This is a genomic window from Serratia sp. J2 (assembly GCF_046269175.1).
GTDB lineage: Bacteria > Pseudomonadota > Gammaproteobacteria > Enterobacterales > Enterobacteriaceae > Chania > Chania fonticola_C.
Window position 1 is genome coordinate 170,591 of sequence record NZ_JBKABN010000008.1, and the last position, 23,395, is coordinate 193,985.

A 23,395-nucleotide genomic window follows, 5' to 3' on the forward strand; every position below is an offset into this window, starting at 1 on the left:
TTGATCAGATTACAGGAGATAAGTGGGCCCGGCGAGCCGAACCCAATGTTGATGGTTATGCGTTAAACTGCGGCAAATAGGCTTTATTCACCTCCAGCACTTCTTCCAGCAGCGGCTGGGCAATTTGGGCGTTGGCGACCAGGGGATTGGTGACCAGTGCCAGCAGCCCACTGCGGCGATCGCCATGCACGGCGGCTTCTATCGTCAGCCGTTCATAGGCTTTAACCTGCTGGGTCAGCGCATGCATTGAATCCGGCAGTTGGCCAAACGTCAGCGGATGAGCGCCCTGGGCATCGACGATACAGTTGGTTTCTATCACAGCATCGTCTGGCAAACCGCGAATAGCGCCACGGTTTGCGGTATTGACCACTAATTGCGTACCGAGATTGTTGTGAATGGCACGGATCAGCTCCAGCGCCACTTCGGAATAGAAGGAACCGCCACGGAAACTGAGCTGCTCGGGCTTGCTGTCGAGATGCGGGTCTGCATACAGCTCGAACAACTCCTTCTCTACTTTCATTACCTGTTCGGCACGGGTACCGCGTTCGGTTGCGGCGGCAATCTCTTCTTCCAGCATCTCTTTGGTCTGGTAGAAATAGCGGTGATAAGGGCAGGGGATCGCCCCAACGGCGCGCAGGAACTCTGGCGGCCAAGGCTCTTCCTTGATGTTGTTCATGGTCAGCGCGGCACCGTCACACAGCATGTCGATCACTTTGCCGGTCACGTCCTCGCCGTTTTGTAGCACCTGGTGGACCCACACCATGTGGTTCAACCCGGCGAATTGCAGCTGCACCTCGGCGTAAGGGGCCTTCAGCATATTGGCGATCATGTGATGCATGCTGATCGGCACGTTACACAGGCCGATGATTTTCGCCTTGGTATAGCGCGAAACGGCTTCGGTCACGATACCGGCTGGGTTGGTAAAGTTGATGATCCAGGCATCGGGTGCCAGTTGTTCAACCTTGCGGGCGATATTCAGCATCACCGGGATGGTGCGCAGCGCCTTGGCAAAACCGCCAACGCCGGTAGTTTCCTGGCCGATCAGTTGGTATTTCAGCCCCAGGCGCTCGTCGGCGGCCCTGGCAGGCAACTGACCCACGCGGAACTGGGTGAGGACGAAACTGGCACCGCGAATGGCCTCGTCCAGGTCGAAATGCACGCTGACCTTCACCTGCTCCAGGCCGTTACGAGCCAACATTCGCTGGGTTAATGCGGCAATGATCTCGACCTTCTCCCGGCCAGGCTCAACGTCCACCAACGCCAGCTCGGTCACCGGCAACTCTTCAATTCGCAGGATCAGGCCTTCCACCAGCTCCGGCGTGTAGCTGCTGCCGCCGCCAATAATGGCGATTTTTAATGAACTCATGAGCGGGCCTCCTGCAGTGCCTGACGGCGATAAAGTTCGATCATGTCATCGGCCAGATCCTGAATGACCATGGCGTTCATCAAGTGATCCTGCGCGTGTACGGTGATCAGGGTGATGGCCAGTTTGCCGCAGCCTTCGTCCATGCCGATCAGTTGGGTCTGAATACGGTGGGCCTGCTTCACCGCCTGCTTGGATTCGGCCATATGTTCGGCGGAGCCGGTGAAATCACCGGCACGGGCCTGTTGCAAAGCCATCAGCGCGCTACTGCGGGCGCTACCGGCAAATACCAGCAGCTCCATAATGGTGCTTTCAAAATCCTGGCTGACTTCAGCCATCAGTTCAGTCACGTTATCTCTCCTGTTACTGCGCGGCGGCGGCGTTGCTGGCTTCACGTTCAGCCTCGGCCTGCTCGTGTTCCTGCGCCAATAGTTGTTTTTCATACACCTTGAAGAACGGCAGCCAGATCGCCAGGTCTATCACCATCAGCACCAGCACCAATATGGCGGCACGGATATCCCAGGAGGCGGAGATCATCGCTCCCAGCGGTGCCGGAGCGGTCCAGGGGGCCATCGCCACCATTTTCTCCACCATGTCCCAGTGCAAGGCGAAATAAGCCAGAGTGGCGTTAACCATCGGCACCACAATCAACGGGATAAACAGCGTTGGGTTCATCACCACCGGCGAACCGAACAGCAGCGGTTCATTGATATTGAAAGCCGCCGGGACCACGCTCAGCTTGCCGATGGTGCGAAGATGAATGGAGCGGCTGCGCAGGTAGAGGAAGGCCAACACCAGCGTGGATCCAGAACCGCCGATACAGACATAGAATGACCAGAATGGCGCGGTCAGCGTTTGGGTCATGGCGGCACCGTTGGCGACCAGCGCGGCGTTAGTGGCCAGGTTAGCCATAAAGATCGGGTTCAGCAGGCCGGTCACGATGTTGTCGCCGTGAATACCGGCAAACCACAGCAGGTTGGCAATCAGCACCGCCAAAAGGATGGCTGGCAACGTATCGCCGACGGAAATCAGCGGCTGGAACACCTGCATAATCGCGGCGGGCAGCAGCAGCTGGAATTCACTCTGCATCAGGAGGCTGACGGGGTAGACCGTCAACAGAATGCCCACCACCGGGTACAGCAGTTCAAACGAGCGGGCAATGGCAGGGGGAACCTGTTCCGGCATGCGAATGGTGATGTTGTACTTTTTCAGCAGGCGGATCAGTTCGACTGACCAAATGGCGCAGATCAGGGCAGTGAATACCCCCTGGCCACCCAGAAAATCTAGGGACATCTTGTTGTCGACCTGTGGCGCAGAAGCCAGCAGGAATGCCATCAGCGACAGCAGCGCGGCGGTCAGGGCGTCCATTCCGTAGTGCTTTGCCAGACTGTAGGCGGTACCAATAGAGACAAATACGCTCATCAACCCCATGGTCATAAAGAACGGCATGGTGATGGTGTCCCAGTGCTTTTTGGCGAACCCTAACCAGGCTTGCCCGAAGCTGGAGGTGGTGGTCGCATCAAAAGGCGGGTTGGCGACGATCAGCATGATACTGCCGACGATCAAAAATGGCATCGCGCTGATAAAACCGTCACGAATGGCAATAATATGGCGCTGGCTACCGATCCGGCCAGCCAGTGGCGCGATATGGCTTTCGACCACGCGCATCAGGGAAGCGTATAGGCTCATGGGGTTCTCCGCGGCATCAGGCGATCAGGCTGAGGGCTTTGTCTAATACCTTGTCACCGCGCATGGTGCCGTAATCCATCATGTCGATGACGGCAACCTGCAGGCCATGCGGCTCTGCAAGCTGGCTGAAGCGGGCCAGTTCGTACTTCACCTGTGGCCCTAGCAGCACCACGCTGGCGGTTGGCAACTCGGCTTCGAAATCCGCAGCCGCTACCGCCACAATCTCCACGGCCAGTTCGCGCTTTTGCGCTTCGGTTTGCATGCGTTTGACCAGCATGCTGGTGGACATCCCCGCGGCACAGCACAGCACTATCTTCTTCATCATTGCTCTCCAGTATTATTGTTATCAGCGCAAATGAGAGCGCTCTCATTTATTTAGCCTAGCTGGATTGCAGAACCAAACCGGGATTTGTGTCGCAAAAAACGATGAAGGGCGAAAATGGGCAAATAATGCGTGATCGGCTTGGCAAAAATCAGTACGGGGATCATACTGTCGGCAGGAAAAAACCGGGCGCACTCAGAAACGTCCGGCAATTGAGTAAATATAGGTAAATGGCTGGCGCTGCCGGGCGCAGCTCTTTAGAATCAAAGCGCTTTCCGTTGTTTGTATCTCAAAGAAAGGACCCGTTCATGTTCAAACGTACTTTAGTGACCTTCGTTGCGCTGTGTTCACTGACAGCCATGGCACCCGCCGCATTTGCCGCCGGTGAAACCCACGTCATGCTGACCACCTCGGCAGGGAATATCGAATTGGCGCTCGACAGTCAGAAGGCACCGGTCTCAACCAAGAACTTTATTGACTACGTGAACAGCGGTTACTACAACAACACCGTTTTCCACCGCGTGATCCCGGGTTTCATGGTTCAGGGCGGCGGTTTTACTGCGGATATGCAGCAGAAAACCACCAATGCACCGATCAAAAACGAAGCCGACAACGGCCTGCGTAACCTGCGTGGCACCATTTCCATGGCGCGTACCGCCGATAAAGACAGCGCCACCAGCCAGTTCTTCCTGAACGTGGCAGACAATGCGTTCCTCGATCATGGCCAGCGTGATTTTGGCTACGCGGTATTTGGCAAGATCGTTAAAGGGATGGACGTGGTAGATAAAATCTCCCAGGTACCCACTGGCAACGTCGGTCCTTACCAGAATGTCCCGAGCAAACCTATCGTGATCCTGTCGGCCAAAGTGCTGCCATAAATCACCCAAGCCGGTCTCTAGCTGGGGGCCGGCCTGCTTTTCCCTCCTGAATGTTTGCCTGCATCACTGTTTTTTTCGATCCCACGTGATTTAATTGCCCGCCTAAAACCAGACCGGATACCCGGCACTTATTTGATCGCCCCCGTTGTTCAGGATGAGCCGTTTTTATGTACGAATTTAACCAGGTGTTACTGCTGCTACAGCAGATGTGCGTGTATCTCGTCATTGCTTATCTGCTGAGCAAGACGCCGCTGTTTATTCCGCTGATGCAGGTGACCATCCGCCTGCCGCACAAGCTACTGTGCTACGTCATTTTCTCGGTGTTTTGCATTATGGGCACCTATTTTGGCCTGCATATTCAGGACTCCATCGCCAATACCCGCGCTATCGGTGCCGTGTTGGGCGGGCTGCTGGGTGGGCCTTCCGTTGGTTTCCTGGTTGGCCTAACAGGCGGCTTACATCGTTATACACTGGGTGGCATGACGGACGTTGCCTGTGCGATCTCCACGGTGGCCGAAGGGCTGGTTGGCGGCATTGTGCATAGCATTGCCATGCGGCGTGGGCGTATCGATCTGCTGTTCAACCCGCTGTTTGTCGCCGGGATTGCGCTGGTGGCGGAAGTGCTGCAAATGGCGATTATCCTGATCGTTGCGCGTCCGTTCCCCGAAGCGGTGCTGTTGGTGGAGCATATCGTCCTGCCGATGCTGATCGCCAATACCATCGGTGCCGCCATGTTTATGCAGATCCTGCTTGATCGGCGGGCGATGTTTGAGAAATACACCAGTGCCTTCTCCTCCAAGGCGTTGAAGATTGCCGAACGTACCGAGGGTATTCTGCGCCAGGGGTTTGACCAGGAAAACAGCATGAAGGTGGCGCGGGTGGTCTATCAGGAACTGGGCATCGGCGCCGTGGCGATCACCGATCGTGACAAGCTGCTGGCCTTTATCGGCATTGGTGACGACCACCATCTGCCGGGCACGCCGATCTCCTCGGTCCACTCCCATCGCGCTATCGATAACAACGAGGTGGTGTATGCCGACGGCAACGAGCTTTCTTACTGCTGCTCCATCAACGGCAATTGCAAACTAGGTTCGACATTGGTGATCCCACTGCGTGGTGAAAATCAGCGAGTGATTGGCACCATCAAACTGTATGAACCCAAGACCAAGCTGTTTAGCACCATCAACCGCACGCTGGGGGAAGGGATTGCCAGCCTGCTGTCGGCGCAAATCATGGCCGGGCAATATGAGCGCCATAAACAGCTGCTGGCCCAGTCGGAAATCAAACTGCTGCATGCGCAGGTGAACCCGCATTTCCTGTTCAACGCCCTGAATACGCTGGTGGCGGTGATCCGCCGCGATGGCGACCGGGCCTGCGAACTGGTGCAGTATCTGTCGACCTTTTTCCGCAAAAACCTCAAGCGTTCCGACGATGAGGTGAGCCTGGCGGACGAGATTGAACATGTGAACGCCTATCTGCAGATCGAAAAAGCCCGCTTTGCCGATCGGCTGGAGATCACCGTTTCGCTGCCGGAAGAGTTGCTGGCAGTGCGTTTACCGGCGTTCTCGCTGCAGCCGATTGTGGAAAATGCGATCAAGCACGGCACTTCGCATCTGTTGGGGATTGGCCGTGTCGATATTGGTGCCCGCCTCGAAGGCGATCACTTGCTGTTGCAGGTAACGGATAACGCCGGGCTGTTCCGTCAACAAACCGGTGGCAGCGGGTTGGGGATGAACCTGGTCGATCGGCGTATCCGCGTGCGCTATGGTGAAGATTACGGTGTGCAGGTCACCTGCGAGCCCGAAGCCTATACCTGCATCACCCTTAACGTTCCCTTGGCGAGGGCTGCTTGATGTTGAACGTACTGATTGTTGATGACGAGCCCTTTGCCCGCGATAACCTGCGCCACCTGCTGGAAGAGGAAGAGGGCATCACCATTATTGGTGAATGCGCCAATGCCATTGAGGCCATCAGCCAAATCCACCGCTTGCAACCGGACGTGGTGTTCCTGGACATCCAGATGCCACGTATCAGCGGACTGGAAATGGTTGGCATGCTCGATCCGAACCGTATGCCCTACATCGTGTTTCTGACGGCCTATGACGAATACGCGGTGCAGGCCTTCGAGCAGCATGCGTTTGATTACCTGCTGAAACCGGCGGAGCCGAATCGGCTGAATAAAACCCTGCAGCGCCTGCATCAGCGCCGTGCTCCGCAGAATATTGCGGCGTTGGATGAAAGCGCAGGCTACCTGAAATACATTCCCTGTACCGGCCACAGCCGGATTTACCTGCTGCGTTTCGACGAGGTGATTGCCATCCGCTCACGCTCGACCGGGGTGTATGTGGTACGCAATGACGGCATGGAGTGTTTTACCGAACTAACGCTACGCACGCTGGAAAGCCGCACGCCATTGGTGCGCTGTCACCGGCAATATCTGGTGAACCTTGAGCAGGTCAAAGAGATCCGTTTTGAAGAAAGTGGCACGGCGGAAATGATTATGTCAGTGGGGGAGCCGGTACCGGTCAGCCGCCGCTATCTCAAATCGCTGAAAGAAGAACTGGGGTTACGGGGATAGCGTTAAGCGACTCGGTTTGGCATGAGGGCACCTGAATGGTGCCCTTTTTGTTTGTCCTTGACGGGTTTACTTCTCGCTTATAGCCTTGATGATATCAACGGGCGCATTCGCGCCGTACTGGGTTATAGGAACAGCAAATGAGCGAAGCACGGATTATTGCCAAAGCGATGAAAGACGGGAAACCGGCACAGGATCTGGTCATTTTGCCTGCCCTGGCTAACCGCCACGGGTTGATCACCGGGGCAACCGGTACGGGTAAAACGGTCACCCTGCAAAAGATGGCGGAGCAGTTCTCACGCATTGGCATTCCGGTATTCCTGGCGGACGTTAAAGGCGACCTGTCAGGCATTGCGATCGAAGGTGTTCCCTCCGAGAAGTTGCAGGCGCGGTTAGCCGCGATTGGCGTTACCGACTGGCAACCCCAAGCCTGTTCGATGATCCCTTGGGATATTTTTGGCGAAAAGGGCCATCCCATCCGTGCCACCATTTCCGATCTTGGCCCGCTGCTGCTTGGCCGCCTGCTGGATCTGAACGAGGTGCAGAGCGGTGTGTTGCAGTTGGTGTTCAAGATCGCCGATGACAACGCCTTACTGCTGCTGGATATGAAAGACCTGCGTGCGATGGTGCAGTACGTCGGGGATAACGCCAAACAGTTTCAAACCCAGTACGGCAACATCTCTTCGGCCTCGATCGGGGCGATACAGCGTGGTTTGCTGACGCTGGAACAGCAGGGTGCCAATCAGTTCTTTGGCGAGCCGATGTTGGATATCAACGATCTGATGAGAACCGACGCCAACGGGCACGGCGTCATCAACCTGCTGGCGGCGGATAAGCTGATTAACCAGCCGAAGCTGTATGCGGTGTTTTTGTTGTGGCTACTGGCGGAGCTGTTTGAGCATTTGCCGGAAGTGGGCGATCCGGAACAGCCAAAGCTGGTGTTTTTCTTCGACGAAGCCCACCTGCTGTTTAACGATGCGCCACCGGCATTGCTGACCAAAATTGAACAGGTGGTGCGCCTGATCCGTTCCAAAGGTGTGGGCATCTACTTTGTCACCCAGAATCCGTTGGATATCCCGGACAGTGTTCTGGGCCAGTTGGGTAACCGTGTCCAGCATGCGCTGCGGGCCTTTACGCCACGCGATCAGAAAGCGGTGAAGGCCGCGGCACAAACCATGCGTGCCAATCCAGACTTTGATGCGGAAACGGCAATCACCGAGTTAGGCGTGGGCGAGGCATTAGTCTCCTTCCTGGATGAGAAAGGGCGGCCGAACGTGGTGGAGCGTGCGATGGTGATCGCACCTGAATCAAAAATGGGCATGTTGGGAGCCGAAGGGATGAACAGCGCCATCAATAAATCCCCGCTCTATGGCCGTTATGAAGATATGGTGGATCGTGAATCTGCCTATGAAAAACTGGCCGCAGGCGGTTTTGCCACTGTGGGTACGCCACAGCCAGGGCAACCGGCTCAGAAACCGGCCGCAGGGCAGGAAAGCGGCGGTGGCTTGATGGGCGGCTTGAACGAGATCCTGTTCGGCTCCACCGGTCCACGTGGCGGTAAACACGACGGCATCGTACAGACCGCCGCCAAGAGCATGGCGCGCGATCTGGGCCGCCAGATCCTGCGCGGCGTTTTAGGCTCGATCATGGGTGGCCGTAAGAAGTAGGTCTGTGAACTCTAACGTAGGGGCGCTGCATTCAGCGCCTACTTAGACAGGCCTATGGCTTAATGATGCTTGTAAGGTAGGCTTCGATATAGACCCGATATTCCTCATCCATATTATGAGGTAGGGCAAGGGGGCTAAAAAAGCTAAACTCCTCACTTTCATCATCATTAATGACAATCTCTCCACAGCCATCTTTTAATTCTGCAGAGTATACGGCGGTGATAACATTAATTTGGTCTTCGTTGGCCAGCGTGAACGTATACTCAGCCCCAGAGAAAACCTCAACGAACTGCATGTCAGAAAAACGCACCCCACACTCTTCATAGGTTTCGCGAATGGCGCACTGCTAAGAGTGACTCCCCAGGTTCAAGCAAGCCGCCAGGCAACCCATAGCGACCATCACGGCGCAGTTGAAGAAGAATGCTGCCATCATCACGTGTTATGACGACATTAGCACCAGCAAGCAACAGTAAATCGTGGCCTATTTTCCTTCTTATGGTTTCAACGTAATTCATGACGATTGTTACCTATGGCACTGGGTTGAGTGACCTTATCGCTTCGGGCGGATGACAAAGTGGCAATGCTTCTGAATGTGCAGGGTAGAACATTAACCCACTGATTATCTGAACGGCTACATCGCGAGCCGGAGTAGGGTATTCTCTTTTTTACTGATTTAAAGTGCTTTGAGTCAGAAAATTAGCCTGTGCTCCACACCGCTATGGGCGTTAAACTCCAGCAAGGCCTGTGTCATAGGCCCAAATCAATATCTGCCGTAACGAGCCTTAATCACGAAGTTAATTTAAACATGCTGCTGCTGATCGATAACTACGACTCTTTTACCTACAACCTCTATCAGTACTTTTGCGAACTGGGTGCAGAAGTGCTGGTGAAGCGTAACGATGAACTGCAACTGGCCGATATCGAGTGGCTGGCACCACAGCATCTGGTGATCTCCCCTGGCCCCTGTACGCCGAACGAGGCGGGCATCTCTCTGGCTGCCATTCGCCATTTTGCCGGTAAGCTGCCGATCCTTGGGGTCTGCCTAGGTCATCAGGCGTTGGGCCAGGCGTTTGGTGCCGACGTGGTTCGCGCCCGGGAGGTGATGCATGGCAAAACTTCTGCCATCCGCCATAATAATCTCGGCGTGTTCAAGGGATTGAATAATCCGCTGACCGTCACCCGCTACCATTCGCTGATCCTGGATGCTGCCACGTTGCCGGATTGCTTTGAGGTGACCGCCTGGAGCGAACGTGACGGCGAACGCGATGAGATCATGGGGATCCGCCATCGGACGCTGGCGCTGGAAGGTGTGCAGTTCCACCCGGAGAGCATTCTCAGCGAACAAGGGCACCAACTGCTGGATAATTTCCTTGGAAGTTAGCCGTTAGTGGCTTTTTAAGCTTGCCCTTGTTTGGTTTTTTATGCATATTTTGTGATTATATTTTCACTTAATAGTTAGCCGCCTGGAGCCAGTAATGACCGAAAAAACCGCAGTCACTCGCAGCACCTTTGATCAGGTTATCCTGCCTGTTTATGCACCGGCCCAGTTTGTGCCGGTGAAGGGCAAGGGGAGCCGCGTATGGGATCAGCAGGGGAAAGAGTATATCGACTTCTCTGGTGGTATAGCGGTGACTGCGTTGGGGCACTGCCATCCGGCACTGGTTGAGGCTTTAAAGCAGCAGGGCGAAACCTTGTGGCATACCAGCAACGTGTTCACCAATGAGCCCGCGCTGCGCCTGGCCACTAAATTGATCGCTGCTACCTTCGCCGACCGGGTGTTCTTCGCCAACTCGGGTGCAGAGGCTAACGAGGCGGCTTTCAAGCTCGCTCGCCATTATGCCATCACCCGTCATAGCGCGTATAAGACCAAGATCATCGCGTTTAACAACGCTTTCCATGGCCGTACGCTGTTCACCGTTTCCGTGGGTGGGCAGCCAAAATATTCCGACGGCTTTGGGCCGAAACCGGCCGATATCGTGCATGTGCCCTTCAACGATCTGGCCGCGGTGAAAGCGGTGATGGACGATCACACCTGTGCGGTAGTGATGGAGCCTATTCAGGGGGAAGGGGGCATTACCGCCGCCGATCCTGTCTTCCTCAAGGGCGTGCGTGAACTCTGCGATCAACATCAGGCGCTGCTGGTATTTGATGAAGTACAAAGCGGTATGGGCCGCAGCGGTAAGCTGTTTACCTATATGCATTACGGCATTACGCCAGACATCCTCACCACCGCTAAAGCGCTGGGCGGTGGTTTCCCGGTGAGTGCGATGCTGACTACCGAAGAGATCGCCTCGGTGATGCAGGTTGGCACTCATGGTACTACCTACGGCGGTAACCCACTGGCCTGTGCAGTGGCAGAGGCAGCGTTGGACGTTATCAACACGCCAGAGGTGCTAAGCGGGATTGAGCAGCGTCACGGGCTGTTTGTGCAGGCTTTGCAGGAAATTGGTAAAAAATACGATGTGTTCAGCGATATTCGTGGCATGGGGCTGTTGATTGGTGCAGAACTGAAGGCGGGCTATCATGGCAAAGCGCGCGATTTTCTCACTGCCGCCGCTGCGCGTGGCTTGATGATCCTCAACGCTGGGCCAAACGTGATCCGTTTTGCTCCTTCGTTGGTGGTTGAGCTGAAAGATATCGACGAAGGCATGGCGCTGTTCGAATTGGCCGTACAGGATGTGATTAAGGCTTAAGTCATTTGCCGGGGCCGAACTTCAGCATCGGCTCCGGCAACCTCAGCTTTCCCGCAGTTTGCGCTTCAGCCAGATCCCATGATGTGGGCGCTGGCGCCATGCCAGTGACGAAATGGTATGCATCACGGTCAGGTGAGAAAGGATCCGCCGCAGGTGGCGTTCCATCTCGGTGATCGGCATGTCCGGGTGCAGATCCGGCGGCTTCATGATGCTATTGCTGGTACTTGGGCCGTCATATTCCAACCGCTGCTGGCAGCTCTGCAAGGCTATCTCACAGGTTTGCAGATACTCCTGAGCCAGCTTGGGCGTCAGCATATAGTGCTCGCGCGCCAGAATGGTCATCGCATTCAGGTGTTCAACGATAAACTGGTTATGGGTGATCCACAGCCGCATATCTGCCAGATAATTCGATTCAAACCCCGGCTCCTGCATCGCCTGATTGAGCGAGGTAAACAGGGCGTTATGCGCCTGGTTGACCTGCATACGCGTGTAGGCCAGTTCACTGGGGTCCGGTTCCTGCTCTTCCAGCAATAATCGCAGTGCCGTCTGATCGTGCTCTAGCGCCTGATGGGCGTTTTTACGCAGCAGGCCACTCTGCCACTGCGGCCATAGCCAGATCGTGCCGCCAAACACCAGTACGCAGCCAATAAGGGTATCGATCAGGCGGGGAACCAGGAAATGGGTGCCATTCAGCGCCAGGAGCTGCAAGGTGTAGACGGCGGTCACGGTAAAGCCCATCACCGCCAGCCCGTAGTTTTTCCGCAGGATCAGATAGGCCGCCAGGGTGATCGCCAACATGATGCTCAGCGTCACGTTCTCCGGCATCTGCAGTTGCAGCAGTCCGGCGGCAATCACCAACCCGGCCAACGTGCCGAGGGCACGGTGCTGGATCCTCACCCGCGTGGCGTTATAGCCGTTTTGACTGACCAGCATGATGGTCAGCAAAATCCAATAGGGTTTTGGCAGGTTGAACAGCATGCCAAGGCTACTGCCTGCCGCCAGAATGACCCCCAGCCTGGCGGCGTTGCGCAGGGCGTTGGATTTAAACGACAGATAGCTCACCACCGCGGGCCAGAACGGCAGACGTGACTGATTGGCCATCAGATTGCGGCGGTAAAGCGGGTGCTGGGTGCGCAGCAGGCGTGCGATGCGGCTGAAGTGGTAATAGCAGAACTGGCCAACCGGGTTATCGGCGTGCTGTGAGGCCACTTTTTCCAGCGCCGCCAGCTCATTCTTCATACTGAAACGCGCAGAGTGCCGATGATAGAGAATATCGTCGGCCACCACCCGCAGGCGCGTGGCGATCACCTGGGCGTTGCGGCGGATAATCGCTTCGGCCTGGCTTTGCTCTACCAACTTTTGTACTTCTTCCGGCAGATGCAGGCTGACGGTGATGTGCTCTTGCAAATCGAGCGCCACCTGAAACGTACGTTGCAGGCGCTTTTGCTCCAGGTTATTGGCATGGGGCAGGAAATTAAGCTGTTGGTATAGCAGACTGATCAGGTCCATCACTTTCTGTTGGCGTTGCAACAGCGGCGGCAGGGCAGTTTCTGGATCGGTATGTTGCGTCAGTAATGAGTATTTGGCTTCAAAATAGTCGGCCAACTGCATATACAGCTGGCTTAAGGATTCGCGCATCGGCTGCTCTTTCCACAGCTTGAACCAGGCCCAGGTAAACAACCCGTACCAGGCGGTGCCGACGATATACAGTAAAGGGGCATGCCAGATTGGCACGGTGCCTACCATGCTGAGGGAAAAGATGGCGGCAACCAGTGCGGCTGGTAGCAGGCGGGCATGCAGCGGACTGATCTCACCGCTGACGCCGAGCAACAGCGCCATTCCCAGCATCAGTAAGGGCAGGGGAAGGTCCCACAGCAGGGCTTGTTGCAGCAGAAAGCTACTGAGTGCGAATAGGGAGCCACCCACGACCAGGCGTTTGAAAAAGCGTTTGTGTGGCGTATCCAGCCCGGCAATGTTGCAGCAGGCGGGCACCAACGAGAACAGCATGCCGAGTTGCAGGTTGCCAATCAGCAAACCAAACGCCACCGGCAGGCACAACACCAGCGTTTGCCGCAGTGCGTAGTTGACTTCCGGATGGTAGATCAGGCGGCGCCACATGGTTGGCTATTCAGTAGGTAAAGAAACGGCGCATTGCTGCACCGTTTCCCTGGGGATTAACGCGTACCGTACACGACAATGGTTTTGCCGTGCGCGGAGATCAGGTTTTGATCTTCGAGCATTTTCAAAATACGACCGACGGTTTCACGTGAGCAACCGACGATTTGGCCAATTTCCTGGCGGGTGATTTTGATCTGCATGCCGTCTGGGTGAGTCATGGCATCAGGTTGTTTTGCCAGGTTCAGCAAGGTCTGAGCAATGCGGCCGGTAACGTCAAGGAAGGCGAGGTTACCCACTTTCTCTGAGGTGACTTGCAGGCGGTTAGCCATCTGTGCGGACAGGCGCATCAGGATATCCGGGTTAACCTGGATCAACTGGCGGAATTTCTTGTAGGAAATTTCAGCCACTTCACAGGCGGTTTTGGCCCGTACCCAGGCGCTACGCTCCTGGCCTTCTTCAAATAATCCTAGCTCGCCGATGAAATCCCCCTGGTTAAGGTAGGACAGGATCATCTCTTTGCCTTCTTCATCTTTAATCAGCACCGCGACGGAGCCTTTGACGATGTAGTAAAGCGTTTCGGCCTTTTCACCTTGGTGAATCAGCGTACTCTTCGATGGATATTTGTGGATATGGCAATGAGACAGGAACCATTCGAGAGTCGGGTCTGTTTGCGGTTTGCCGAGAACCATTCGCTGTTATCCTCTGTTGTTATCGCTGCCTTGTATCACAGGGGTCAGAGTTCCCTGTAAAACGTGCTTATAGCCCGGTGTTTTAATTGTGGCTATCAACAGGTTTTGAGGCGTGTTATAGAAATACGCTTGTGCTCTAGCATATTAACTTGCAGGGAGAGCTGCAAGCTACATTCTGTTAACAAACCAATATAGGGGCCTTTCCTTGGACATATCCCTGAAATCGGTGACCTGGAAAGAGTTATTGCGGCTCTGTTTGTAGCACAGAGTGAGGCGGGTGTCTTGTGTTGTCTCGCTTCAGCATGATTAGGGTCAGGTTACGTTGCCAGAATGTATGCGAAAGCGTACCCTGTTTTTAAGAAATTAACCGGAGTGTGTAACATGCAGGCAAGAGTTAAGTGGGTAGAAGGGCTGACATTCCTGGGTGAGTCTGCGTCCGGCCACCAGGTTTTGATGGATGGCAACGCGGGCGATAAAGCGCCAAGCCCAATGGAAATGGTGTTGATGTCCGTCGGCGGTTGTAGCGCCATTGATGTAGTGTCGATCCTGCAAAAAGGACGTAACGATGTGCGTGACTGCGAGGTAAAACTGACCTCTGAGCGCCGTGAAGAAGCGCCACGTCTATTTACCCATATCAACCTGCATTTTATTGTCACCGGCAAAGGGCTGACTGATAAGATCGTAGAGCGCGCGGTGGATCTTTCCGCCGAGAAATACTGCTCAGTCTCCTTGATGCTGGGTAAAGCCGCCAGTATCACCCACAGCTTTGAAATCCGCGAAGTAGCCTGATCCTACCAAGGGTAGCGCAGACAGTGGGTACGCAATAAATCAAGAAATCGCCGTGCCGTTACGGTTAGCGGCGATTTCTGTGAATACAGCACGCAATATTGCGCCTGCGGCAGCGTGTCGATAGGCAATGCCACCAGCCGATGCTGCAAATGGAACGGTGCACTCATCGCCCGCGCCACGATAGTCAAATAATCCGCCTCTAACACCATGTTCAAGCCACAGGTCACTGAATCCGAGCGAATGGGCGAACGGCTCAATTGCTGATAGAAGGTGCCCAACACCGCGCGCAACTGCTGGTAATAACCCATATCGGTTTCCGGTAATAGCCACTTGGCCTCACGCAGTTCGTCCAGCGAGGTTGCCTGCGCCAGTGGGTGCCCCTGGCGTGCGATAATGCAAAAAGAGGCGCTGAACAGCGGTTCACGTACCAGATCCTCCAGCGGCAGTTCCGGGCTGACGGTACCCACGGCAAAATCCAGGCGGCCTTCGCGCAATGCTGGCAGCAGCGTAGAAAGCTGTGCTTCGCGGATCAGCAGATTGGCCTGCGGAAACGGCTGTTTGAAGGCTTCGACCAGTTCCGGTAATACCGTGAGAGCGAGTAGTGAAGAGCAGCCAATGGCGACGTTACCTTGCGAATGCTGATTCAACTGCTGGATCTCGTCGGCGGCGCGTTGCAACTCTTCCAGGATCAACTGCATCCGCAGGGCAAAGGCGCGGCCGGTTTCGGTCAGCGTCATTCCCTGGCTGCTGCGATTGATCAACTGGGTTTCCAGGATCTGTTCCAGTTCACGGATGGTACGGCTCACGGCGGGCTGAGACTGCTCCAGCGCGCGCGCCGCCCCGCGAATACTGCCGCTGCGGATCACCTGCTGGAAAACTTTCAACTGTTGTAACTTCGGTAAATAGCGCATTCCCCACCCTATCAATAAAAAGCATCACCCCTTACAAAATTGTATCTTATGCCACTCGGTAAAAGGCGATAATTTCAGCATGTTATTGTAAGTGACTGTTATTAAAACTATAAAGTGACCTTGATCACATTATTAAACTACGCCTGCCCTGCGGGTGGGCTGCCTGGGTGATAACTTAAAGGAATATCGGCAATGAAGAATCGTTCGCTAATGATTTTTTTGCTGTTTGTGGGCTATGTCGTGGTGTACATCGATAAAACCGTGATGGGTTTTGCGCTGTTACCTATCGAGCGCGAGTTCAATCTACAGCCGGAACAGCTGGGCTACATTACCGGGATGTTTTTCCTGGCGTATTCCCTGTTCCAGATACCGGCGGGCTGGCTCAATGACCGCTTTGGCTTTAAGAAAGTGCTGTGCAGTTCGTTACTGCTGCTGGGGGGATTTGCCCTGTGCTTCGGCATTCTGGGGTTCGGCCTGGGCCTGCTGGTGACGTTCCGCTTTTTGTCCGGTATTGGCCACTCTGGCTATCCGTGTTCCTGCGCCAAGGCGGTGGTGGCGAATTTCCCACTGGAACAGCGCACCTTCGCGCAGTCCATTCTGCTGTCCTCCGCCGGATTGGCGATGACCGTCGGGCCGCTGGTCGCGGTCTATTGCCTGGATCACATCGGCTGGCGTGGGTCGTTTTCTGCGCTTGGCCTGTTGGCATTCGTGATTGCTGCCTGCATCTTGTGGCTGGTTCCCAATCCGCCACAGGCGGCACCCGCCAAAGCTGGGGCAGCCGCAGCCAACTATAAGGCCCTGCTGAAAAACCCAATTGTGTTGCTGCTGTTTGTGGCGATCTTCTGTATCAACATCCCGTCGTACGGCCTGATGGCCTGGCTGCCGAAATTCCTGGTACAGCAGCGGGGAATGCCAATTGACGTTTCCAGCATGGTGGTAGCCGCCGGTGGTCTGGGGATCTGGATCTCCTCACTCGGTACCGGCTGGCTGGTTGGGCGCTATCTGCAAGGGCGTGAGCCGTGGGTGATCTTCTTCAGTTCTCTGCTCAGCGCCTTGTGCATCTGGCTGGTGTTTACCAGCGAATCAGCGCTGACGGCCAGCCTGTTCTTGTTCCTAGGTTATATCTTCCTGATGGCCTCGTTCGTCACGGTGTTTACCCTGCCGATGAAGCGCTTGCCTACGGAAGTGATGGGTGCAGCAATGGGGCTGATTAACACCGGCGGCACCTTGGGTGGCTTTGTGGCCCCTATCGCCATGGGGTATCTGATCACTATCAGCCATAACTATATGACGACGTTTATCTTTTTAGCACTGGCTATGGTGGTTTCCGGGCTGGTGATCCTGCCATTGGCGGGTAAAGCACGCCAACCGGCACTGAATTAAGGAGTATGAAAATGAACATTGAACAACTGATTGCCGGTGTGGAACAACAGGTCTTGCAGTGGCGTCGCCACCTGCATGCCAATCCGGAGTTGTCATTCCAGGAAGCGCAGACGGCAGATTACATTGCCGGGCAGTTGGCCAGACTTGGCCCGTTGAAGATCTCACGTCCTACACCAAATAGCGTAGTGGCCGAATTGCAGGGCGCAGCGCCGGGGCCGTGCTATGCATTGCGCGCCGATATCGACGCTTTGCCTATCCAGGAGGAAAGCGACGAACCTTTCTGCTCAACCCGGCGAGGGGTGATGCATGCCTGCGGCCATGATGCCCACAGCGCGATGTTGCTGGGGGCGGCCAGCGTGCTTTGCCAGTTGCAGGCGCAGTTGCAAGGTTCAGTGCGCTTTATCTTCCAGCATGCCGAAGAAGTGCCGCCGGGCGGAGCCCAACAGCTAGTGGATTTAGGGGTTCTGGATGGCGTGAAGATGATCTTCGGCCTGCATGTCATGCCCAACTTCCCGACCGGTGAGGTGGCGATGAAGCAGGGCGTATTCAGTGGCTCCAGCGATAACTTCGATATTGTGCTGCAGGGGAAGGGGGGGCATGGCTCGATGCCGCATCTGTGTATCGATCCGGTGCCGATTGGTGCGGAGATCGTTAGCGCTTTGCAGCAGATCGTGGCACGTAAGCTGGATCCGTTAAATGCACCGGTGTTGACGGTGGCGACCTTCCAGGCGGGTGACAGCTATAACGTCATCCCAGACAGCGCGCGGCTGGCGGGAACGCTACGTACTCATAACCAGGAAGTACGTGAGCGAGTGCCGCTGTTGGTTGAGCAAACCGTCGCTGGGATCTGCCAGGCGCACGGTGCCAGCTACAAGGTTGACTGGACGCGTGGCTATACCATCGGCAATAACCACCCTGATGCCTGCGCCATTGCGCGCGAGGTGGTGGCCGAAGCCGTGGGGCCACAGGCGCTGCGGGAATTGACCTCCGCGATGTTTGGCAGCGAGGATTTCTCCTCCTATCAGGAGAAAGTGCCGGGGTGCTTCCTGTTTATCGGCAGCGGTAACGAGGCGATCGGTGCCACCTATGGCGTGCATAACCCCCGTTTTAAACTGGACGAGGCAGCGATGCAGATTGGGGTGAAACTGCACGTCGGTTTTATCCGCCATCTGTTGATGCGTTAACAACGGTGGGCGCGGTACTAAGAAATTTTCCGCGCCTATAGCTTCACCGATACGCAGTGTCAGATGTACAAATCTGTTGCTTAGCCTATCTCTAGATGCAATTCGCTTATGGGCATCCCTGCCGTTCTGATCTTCGACGACAAAACTCAGATCGGCAGGTTGCCCAGGCTCGATTCTCGCAAGAGGCGGCCTTCAGGGACGCAAGAAACCATAAATTCTGTGCCTCTCCCCACACTTCTTCGCGTTCTCTCTCTGATGCCTGTTTAGCCAACTGAGAAAACACCGCTTTTTCCCCCCTAATGAACATAATCATTACAGGGAACGCACACGCATGGCGTAATTGGTGTAACTTTCAGGGATGTTATTGAGCCTCCCTTTTCCCTGCAGAGATACGCTGACCCACGGCTGATTGGTATTTCCGCCATTATTTCTCATCATCGTGTGTTCTCCATCTTCACTGTCATAGACTTTTAAAAATAAGGTGATAATAGAAAAGCCTGCATATTACGCACACCTAACTTCTTTAATCCCTGGAGTTTGTAATGGCTGACTGTCTTGACGTTTACTCCCAAAGATTTACCTACTTGCACCGGTCTATTTCCTGATATAAGGGCGCTGAGGACCGCGTATTCTCTAGAACTTAACCCCTTCCACTCACAGGGCAAAGAGGGTTGTTCATTCCCGGTTAGAATGGCCTCGAGCTGCAAGCGCAATGCCGACACCGAGTAAGAGAGGTCTAAGCCACCTACCACTTTGAACGGACTGATTAAATACCGTATGTAGGACATGTCAGCTGTCTCCAAGGTGAGCAATACCAAACACTGTGGGTGATGTTGGTATATCCGTTTCATGAACTGCTCTACTTCTCTCATACGGCCCGGAGGAAAAAGTTGTGGTGATAACAACAACAGATCTACAGAGACAAGTTCTTTCTCAAGATCACAAATATCTTCAGCATCAATCACATCATAGGCCGGCGACAGCAGCGTCTTCAGCCCCTGGCGCGTAAAAGGGCATTGATGCACCAGGACTACTGTCTGCCTCGGTGTTGTTTCTCGAGTCAATGAAGTCATCTTTATTACGCCCTCCAGCGAAGCGTATTAGCACCCGGGCGAGTCTCACGGGAAAAATTCCTGAGATTCTTTTGAGGTGAAGATAAAAAAGAGTCTTTTTTCAGCAAAATTGAGGCCAATATTGACAATGGGGTTGCGCTGCTAAGGATCGCATCGGCCTGTTAGCAGACACACGGCAGGGTCGACAATTGATAAGCGATTTCCGTATCGAATAGGATAAGTGTTCGCCATTCAGGTGAGCAGGTGGCATAGAAGTTGTCGAGAGTACGACATGCGGAATGCGTTACACCCTTTGTGACATGAAGCACTACCGTATCCGGTTTTAGCCAGCCCGCCTGAAAAAGGGGGGATTGTGGATAAATCATAGGTATCAACAATGGTGTAAGGCGGTAATGTACCCCCTCACGCTCGAGCATAGCTTCCACCGCTGCCGCCATGTAGGCGTAAGGGGATATAATTACGATATTTTTATTACCCATAGTTACTTTCCTATATTTATCAGTATCTCCACCACGGCGACTTGCCAGTGACATGTTTAAAAAAAACCTCACCAAAGGTTGTAAAAGGGCCAGTACGCAATAGTGCTATGATCGAAGTAGTTAAATTAACGTTGTCTTGATTCAGTATTGAATTAATGTCTGTTTGCATTATCAACAGCTACTACGGGAAGAGATACATTTACTCTATTAATAAAAAAACAAAACTCACCTAAAGACATTGCTTTGCCTATGGTTTTTATTAATTAATTAAAATACAATGAGATAGTGGATTTCTTAAGCTAATCTTAACCCCTTTGAAGAGAGATGTATAAACGAACTGATGTGGGAGTTAAGGAACAACCTCCATGAAAGAGCACTGAGTTTCGAGTCATTTATCTTGGCTATTATGAAACAGTTAGTCGCTTTGAATGTAAAACAAGGCGGTGTAGGTTATTCGGGAGGAATTAGTTGTAGGAAATAAGCTGACTATCCAGCTCATCGCAATATCAAAAAAGAGGGGGCCTGTTTCTGATGACGAGTTGATTGTCTTTCTAAAAAGGATAAGGCCCACGGATGGGCCCGAATAGCTATGTGCAGGTATTAACGCAGACGACGGGTATGATGACTTTACTCGATTTTCTTGCCTTCCATCAGCCGCTGCACCAGCGGTGCCATGATCAACTCCATTGCCAGCCCCATCTTGCCGCCCGGCACCACCAGCGTATTAATATGCGAGATAAACGATCCTTGCAGCATTGCCAGCAGGTAAGGGAAGTCGATCTGATCTAGGCCACGGAAGTGGATCACCACCAAGCTTTCATCCAGCGAAGGGATCGCCTTGGCGGCAAACGGGTTGGAGGTATCTACCGTCGGGACGCGTTGGAAGTTGATATGGGTACGCGAGAACTGTGGCGTGATATAGCTGATGTAATCCTCCATCGAACGGACCACCGAGTCCATCACCGCCTCACGGGAATGGCCACGCTCGCCGGTATCGCGGATCAGCTTCTGGATCCACTCCAGGTTGACGATTGGCACCACGCCGACCAGCAGATCGACATGCTTGGCCACGTCGATCTGATCGGCCACTACGCCGCCGTGCAGCCCTTCGTAGAATAGGACATCCGTCGGGGCGGGCAGTGGCTCCCAAGGCGTGAAGGTGCCCGGTACCTGATTGTAAGGCACTGCCTCGTCGTAGGTATGCAGATATTTACGTGAGCGGCCGGTGCCGTTCTTGCCGTATTCGATAAAGCTCTGCTCCAGCAGGCCAAAGTCGTTGGCTTCCGGGCCGAAGTAGCTGATATGGCGACCCATATCGCGGGCTTTACGGATTGCCGCATCCATTTCCGGCCGGGTGTAACGGTGGAAGCTGTCGCCTTCCAGCTGGGCGGCGCGCAGGTTTAGCTGCTGAAAAATCTTGCGGAACGCCAGGCTGGTGGTGGTGGTGCCGGCTCCGCTGGAACCGGTCACCGCGATAACGGGATGTTTGGCAGACATGATCGAGGGTCACTCCGTATTAAATGCGCAGGCTCAGAATAAGATTTTTAGTATGGCTGATGCCCTTTCGCCCAAGGCGAAATTGTGCGCGTTGGTTTGCAATACTGCATTGTTACCTGATTTTTTCCCTCAGTCATAGCGCGCAGTAAGACTAAATTTCCTCCTGTCCGGCGCGGATCTGCCCGCGAGGCATGATGTTGACGGTTTCATGTAGCTCTGACCACACCAGCACCACTTCGCCGCTTTTCAACTGACGGCGCACGTCGTCGACCTTCTGTTCCAGCGAACGTTCGTGCTCGCCATAGTCGGTTCCTTCGCGTAATACAAAGGATTCGATCAGGCTGTTGAGGGTCTCTTGTTCAATGTCTTGCCAGGGAATAATCACTTGGTGGGTTCCAAAAAAGGAGAAAGCCAGGCTGGGATACGTTGCTCCAGCCACATTTGTGGTTTTTTCAAGGTGCCGCCGACAAAGCCGACGTGGCCACCGCACTCCGTCAGCTGATATTCGATATTAGGCGGCAGGCTGGCGAGGTCGGGGATCACCGCATCGGTCATAAACGGATCGTCTTTAGCGTGAATGATCAGCAGCGGCGTGGTGATCTGCGGCAACAGCGGCAGGGCGCTGCAGCGGCGATAGTAATCGACCGCGTCGCTGAAGCCGTGAATGCGCGAGGTGATCACATCATCAAACTCGCGAATGCGCCGCAGCTTGTTCAGTTGCGACAAATCCAACGGTAAGGTGCCTGGATAGTGCAGCAGCTTGCGGGTGGCATTTTGCTTGAGTTGGCCTAGCAGGTAGTGCTGATAAACGCGTGAGAATCCCTGTTCCATGCGGATAGAGCAAGGTTCCAGCATCAGCGGGGCGGAAACGACTACTGCCGCCTGTAGCAGGCTGTCATTGCCCTGTTGGGCCAGATAATAGGCCAGCATATTGCCGCCAAGAGAAATCCCGACCGCCGCCGTTGGCACTTCGCCAAAGCTGTCACGCAGCCAGCGCAGGAAGAAGCGGGCATCTTCCGTTTCGCCGGAATGGTAGATGCGTTGCTTACGGTTGGGCACGCCGCTGCAACCACGGAAATGCATCACCACGCCCAACCAGTCTTGCTCGCGCCAGGCATTGAGCAGCCCATGTGCGTAAGGGCTGTAAAAATTACCCTCTAACCCATGGAACAGCACCACGCGAGGTTTATCGCGCGCCAGTTGCGGATCTTCACTCCAGGCCAGATCGACGAAATCGCCGTCCGGCAACTCCAGCCGTTGCCAATGGGGTTGCAGCAGTACGCGGCGGCGCACCAGCCGTGGCAGCAGGGTTTGCAGGTGTGGATTACTGGCCCCGGTCAGGGGGCGAAAGGATTCATACATAATGAATAAAATTCTTGTTGGCGGCTATTGTGTGATCCGAACCGCACTGTTAGCTTCAAACACATGTATTAGCAATCATACTGCAAAAAAGTCATTTGGGTGAGGAGCACCCGCTTCATGGAACTGAGTTTATTTCTTTCGATGCTAGGCTTCCTGTGGGTGGCCGCGATCACCCCTGGCCCCAACAATATGTTGCTCACCACCTCAGGTGCCAATTTCGGCTTTATGCGTTCATTATGGCTGATGATCGGCATCATGCTGGGCATGCAAAGTATCCTGGTGTTGGTGGCATTTGGCGTTGGTGGGTTGATCCTGATTTATCCCTCCTTGCACTTGATCTTGAAAATCCTCGGCAGCCTTTATCTGTTGTGGCTGGCGTGGAAAGTGGCGACGGCGGCCTATGAAAAGCTGGAAACCGACGCGCCGCCACCAAAGCCGGTGCGTCTGTACCAAGGCTGGCTGTTGCAATTCCTCAACCCCAAGGCCTGGCTGATGGCGCTAGGGGCGGTGGCGAGCTTCAGCCTGGCGGGGGATAAATACAACCACTCCATTCTGGCTATCGCCTTCGGTATCTTTGCCGTCAATATCGTGGCTGGGATTATCTGGTTGGGTTTTGGTACGGTGATTGGCCGTCTGCTGCGCAGCAAGAAGGCCTGGATTATCTTTAACGTATCGATGGGGCTGCTAACCGCCGCCTGTGTATTACTGATTTGGCATTGAGGG

General features: G+C 54.5%; 26 protein-coding genes. 10 read left to right on the plus strand and 16 right to left on the minus strand.

Annotation, left to right across the window (positions count from 1 at the left end):
• Positions 1 to 55 precede the first annotated feature (55 nt).
• Genes ACKWMY_RS11050 through ACKWMY_RS11065 form a run of 4 tightly spaced genes read right to left on the minus strand, consistent with a single transcriptional unit; the run spans position 56 to position 3,374 of the window.
• A complete protein-coding gene (locus ACKWMY_RS11050) occupies positions 56 to 1,366 on the minus strand; it encodes a 6-phospho-beta-glucosidase (RefSeq protein WP_074030295.1) in 1,311 nt (436 codons plus the stop codon).
• A complete protein-coding gene (locus tag ACKWMY_RS11055; protein ID WP_029710868.1) occupies positions 1,363 to 1,701 on the minus strand; it encodes a PTS lactose/cellobiose transporter subunit IIA in 339 nt (112 codons plus the stop codon). Before ACKWMY_RS11055 ends, ACKWMY_RS11050 begins: the two co-directional genes overlap by 4 nt.
• 25 nt (positions 1,702 to 1,726) lie before the next feature.
• The gene (locus ACKWMY_RS11060) at positions 1,727 to 3,052 is read right to left on the minus strand and encodes a PTS sugar transporter subunit IIC (protein ID WP_024527557.1); all 1,326 of its coding nucleotides are present in this window, start codon (positions 3,050 to 3,052) and stop codon (positions 1,727 to 1,729) included.
• A 16-nt stretch (positions 3,053 to 3,068) separates the two neighbouring features.
• Complete coding sequence (locus tag ACKWMY_RS11065) at positions 3,069 to 3,374, minus strand: PTS sugar transporter subunit IIB (RefSeq protein ID WP_024527556.1); 306 nt, start codon at positions 3,372 to 3,374, stop codon at positions 3,069 to 3,071.
• Positions 3,375 to 3,682: 308 nt separating this feature from the next.
• Here ACKWMY_RS11065 and ppiA point away from each other — a divergent pair, with 308 nt between their 5' ends.
• From ppiA to ACKWMY_RS11085, 4 genes are all read left to right on the plus strand, one after another.
• Entirely contained in the window at positions 3,683 to 4,252 is a 570-nt protein-coding gene (ppiA, locus tag ACKWMY_RS11070) for a peptidylprolyl isomerase A (RefSeq protein WP_024527555.1), read from the plus strand.
• A gap of 167 nt (positions 4,253 to 4,419) precedes the next feature.
• On the plus strand, positions 4,420 to 6,105 hold the full coding sequence (locus tag ACKWMY_RS11075) for a sensor histidine kinase (RefSeq protein WP_021807483.1): 1,686 nt from the start codon (positions 4,420 to 4,422) through the stop codon (positions 6,103 to 6,105).
• Positions 6,105 to 6,830 carry a two-component system response regulator BtsR gene (gene btsR, locus ACKWMY_RS11080; protein ID WP_021181680.1) on the plus strand — a complete coding sequence of 242 codons (726 nt, stop codon included), beginning with the start codon at positions 6,105 to 6,107 and terminating at the stop codon, positions 6,828 to 6,830. Before ACKWMY_RS11075 ends, btsR begins: the two co-directional genes overlap by 1 nt.
• Positions 6,831 to 6,967: 137 nt before the next feature.
• On the plus strand, positions 6,968 to 8,494 hold the full coding sequence (locus tag ACKWMY_RS11085; RefSeq protein ID WP_409486294.1) for a helicase HerA-like C-terminal domain-containing protein: 1,527 nt from the start codon (positions 6,968 to 6,970) through the stop codon (positions 8,492 to 8,494).
• 52 nt (positions 8,495 to 8,546) lie between these two features.
• Here ACKWMY_RS11085 and ACKWMY_RS11090 read toward each other — a convergent pair whose 3' ends face one another.
• Positions 8,547 to 8,804: a DNA mismatch repair protein MutT gene (locus tag ACKWMY_RS11090; protein ID WP_409486295.1), complete on the minus strand. Its 258-nt coding sequence runs from the start codon at positions 8,802 to 8,804 to the stop codon at positions 8,547 to 8,549.
• A 10-nt stretch (positions 8,805 to 8,814) separates the two neighbouring features.
• Positions 8,815 to 9,009 carry an NUDIX domain-containing protein gene (locus tag ACKWMY_RS11095; protein ID WP_409486296.1) on the minus strand — a complete coding sequence of 65 codons (195 nt, stop codon included), beginning with the start codon at positions 9,007 to 9,009 and terminating at the stop codon, positions 8,815 to 8,817.
• A gap of 290 nt (positions 9,010 to 9,299) precedes the next feature.
• Between ACKWMY_RS11095 and ACKWMY_RS11100 the strand changes: the two genes are divergently transcribed.
• Together ACKWMY_RS11100 and ACKWMY_RS11105 are read left to right on the plus strand one after the other, a co-directional pair.
• Positions 9,300 to 9,875 (plus strand): aminodeoxychorismate synthase component II, encoded by a 576-nt coding sequence (locus ACKWMY_RS11100; protein WP_409486297.1) that lies wholly within the window; start codon positions 9,300 to 9,302, stop codon positions 9,873 to 9,875.
• A gap of 94 nt (positions 9,876 to 9,969) precedes the next feature.
• Positions 9,970 to 11,187, plus strand: a complete 1,218-nt coding sequence (locus ACKWMY_RS11105) for an aspartate aminotransferase family protein (protein ID WP_409486298.1) — start codon at positions 9,970 to 9,972, stop codon at positions 11,185 to 11,187.
• A gap of 42 nt (positions 11,188 to 11,229) precedes the next feature.
• Here the strand turns inward: ACKWMY_RS11105 and ACKWMY_RS11110 are convergent, their stop codons facing one another.
• Entirely contained in the window at positions 11,230 to 13,305 is a 2,076-nt protein-coding gene (locus ACKWMY_RS11110) for a YccS/YhfK family putative transporter (protein WP_065684951.1), read from the minus strand.
• Positions 13,306 to 13,361: 56 nt separating this feature from the next.
• The gene (gene crp, locus ACKWMY_RS11115) at positions 13,362 to 13,994 is read right to left on the minus strand and encodes a cAMP-activated global transcriptional regulator CRP (protein WP_005969523.1); all 633 of its coding nucleotides are present in this window, start codon (positions 13,992 to 13,994) and stop codon (positions 13,362 to 13,364) included.
• A 381-nt stretch (positions 13,995 to 14,375) separates the two neighbouring features.
• Here crp and ACKWMY_RS11120 point away from each other — a divergent pair, with 381 nt between their 5' ends.
• The gene (locus ACKWMY_RS11120; protein ID WP_021181673.1) at positions 14,376 to 14,783 is read left to right on the plus strand and encodes an OsmC family protein; all 408 of its coding nucleotides are present in this window, start codon (positions 14,376 to 14,378) and stop codon (positions 14,781 to 14,783) included.
• 2 nt (positions 14,784 to 14,785) lie between these two features.
• On the opposite strand, the gene ACKWMY_RS11125 is transcribed toward ACKWMY_RS11120, so the two are convergent.
• Positions 14,786 to 15,694, minus strand: coding sequence for a LysR substrate-binding domain-containing protein (locus ACKWMY_RS11125; protein WP_261161241.1), 909 nt, complete (start codon positions 15,692 to 15,694; stop codon positions 14,786 to 14,788).
• Positions 15,695 to 15,886: 192 nt separating this feature from the next.
• On the opposite strand from ACKWMY_RS11125, the gene ACKWMY_RS11130 reads away from it, so the two are divergent.
• Positions 15,887 to 17,077, plus strand: a complete 1,191-nt coding sequence (locus ACKWMY_RS11130) for an MFS transporter (protein WP_409486299.1) — start codon at positions 15,887 to 15,889, stop codon at positions 17,075 to 17,077.
• A gap of 5 nt (positions 17,078 to 17,082) precedes the next feature.
• Complete coding sequence (locus ACKWMY_RS11135; RefSeq protein ID WP_024530809.1) at positions 17,083 to 18,261, plus strand: amidohydrolase; 1,179 nt, start codon at positions 17,083 to 17,085, stop codon at positions 18,259 to 18,261.
• Positions 18,262 to 18,367: 106 nt separating this feature from the next.
• Here ACKWMY_RS11135 and ACKWMY_RS11140 read toward each other — a convergent pair whose 3' ends face one another.
• From ACKWMY_RS11140 to ACKWMY_RS11170, 7 genes are all read right to left on the minus strand, one after another.
• Positions 18,368 to 18,574, minus strand: coding sequence for an ANR family transcriptional regulator (locus ACKWMY_RS11140; RefSeq protein WP_152529982.1), 207 nt, complete (start codon positions 18,572 to 18,574; stop codon positions 18,368 to 18,370).
• A complete protein-coding gene (locus tag ACKWMY_RS11145; protein WP_309047062.1) occupies positions 18,574 to 18,699 on the minus strand; it encodes a hypothetical protein in 126 nt (41 codons plus the stop codon). The genes ACKWMY_RS11140 and ACKWMY_RS11145 overlap by 1 nt, the downstream gene beginning before the upstream one ends.
• 32 nt (positions 18,700 to 18,731) lie before the next feature.
• Entirely contained in the window at positions 18,732 to 19,334 is a 603-nt protein-coding gene (locus ACKWMY_RS11150) for a LuxR C-terminal-related transcriptional regulator (protein WP_309047060.1), read from the minus strand.
• A gap of 161 nt (positions 19,335 to 19,495) precedes the next feature.
• Complete coding sequence (locus tag ACKWMY_RS11155) at positions 19,496 to 19,813, minus strand: hypothetical protein (RefSeq protein ID WP_409486300.1); 318 nt, start codon at positions 19,811 to 19,813, stop codon at positions 19,496 to 19,498.
• A gap of 627 nt (positions 19,814 to 20,440) precedes the next feature.
• The gene (locus tag ACKWMY_RS11160; protein ID WP_021808045.1) at positions 20,441 to 21,310 is read right to left on the minus strand and encodes a phosphoribulokinase; all 870 of its coding nucleotides are present in this window, start codon (positions 21,308 to 21,310) and stop codon (positions 20,441 to 20,443) included.
• Positions 21,311 to 21,461: 151 nt separating this feature from the next.
• The gene (locus tag ACKWMY_RS11165) at positions 21,462 to 21,695 is read right to left on the minus strand and encodes a YheU family protein (protein WP_024530813.1); all 234 of its coding nucleotides are present in this window, start codon (positions 21,693 to 21,695) and stop codon (positions 21,462 to 21,464) included.
• On the minus strand, positions 21,692 to 22,672 hold the full coding sequence (locus ACKWMY_RS11170) for a hydrolase (protein WP_409486301.1): 981 nt from the start codon (positions 22,670 to 22,672) through the stop codon (positions 21,692 to 21,694). The genes ACKWMY_RS11165 and ACKWMY_RS11170 overlap by 4 nt, the downstream gene beginning before the upstream one ends.
• A gap of 117 nt (positions 22,673 to 22,789) precedes the next feature.
• Here ACKWMY_RS11170 and ACKWMY_RS11175 point away from each other — a divergent pair, with 117 nt between their 5' ends.
• Complete coding sequence (locus tag ACKWMY_RS11175; RefSeq protein ID WP_021808042.1) at positions 22,790 to 23,392, plus strand: LysE family translocator; 603 nt, start codon at positions 22,790 to 22,792, stop codon at positions 23,390 to 23,392.
• Positions 23,393 to 23,395: the final 3 nt, after the last annotated feature.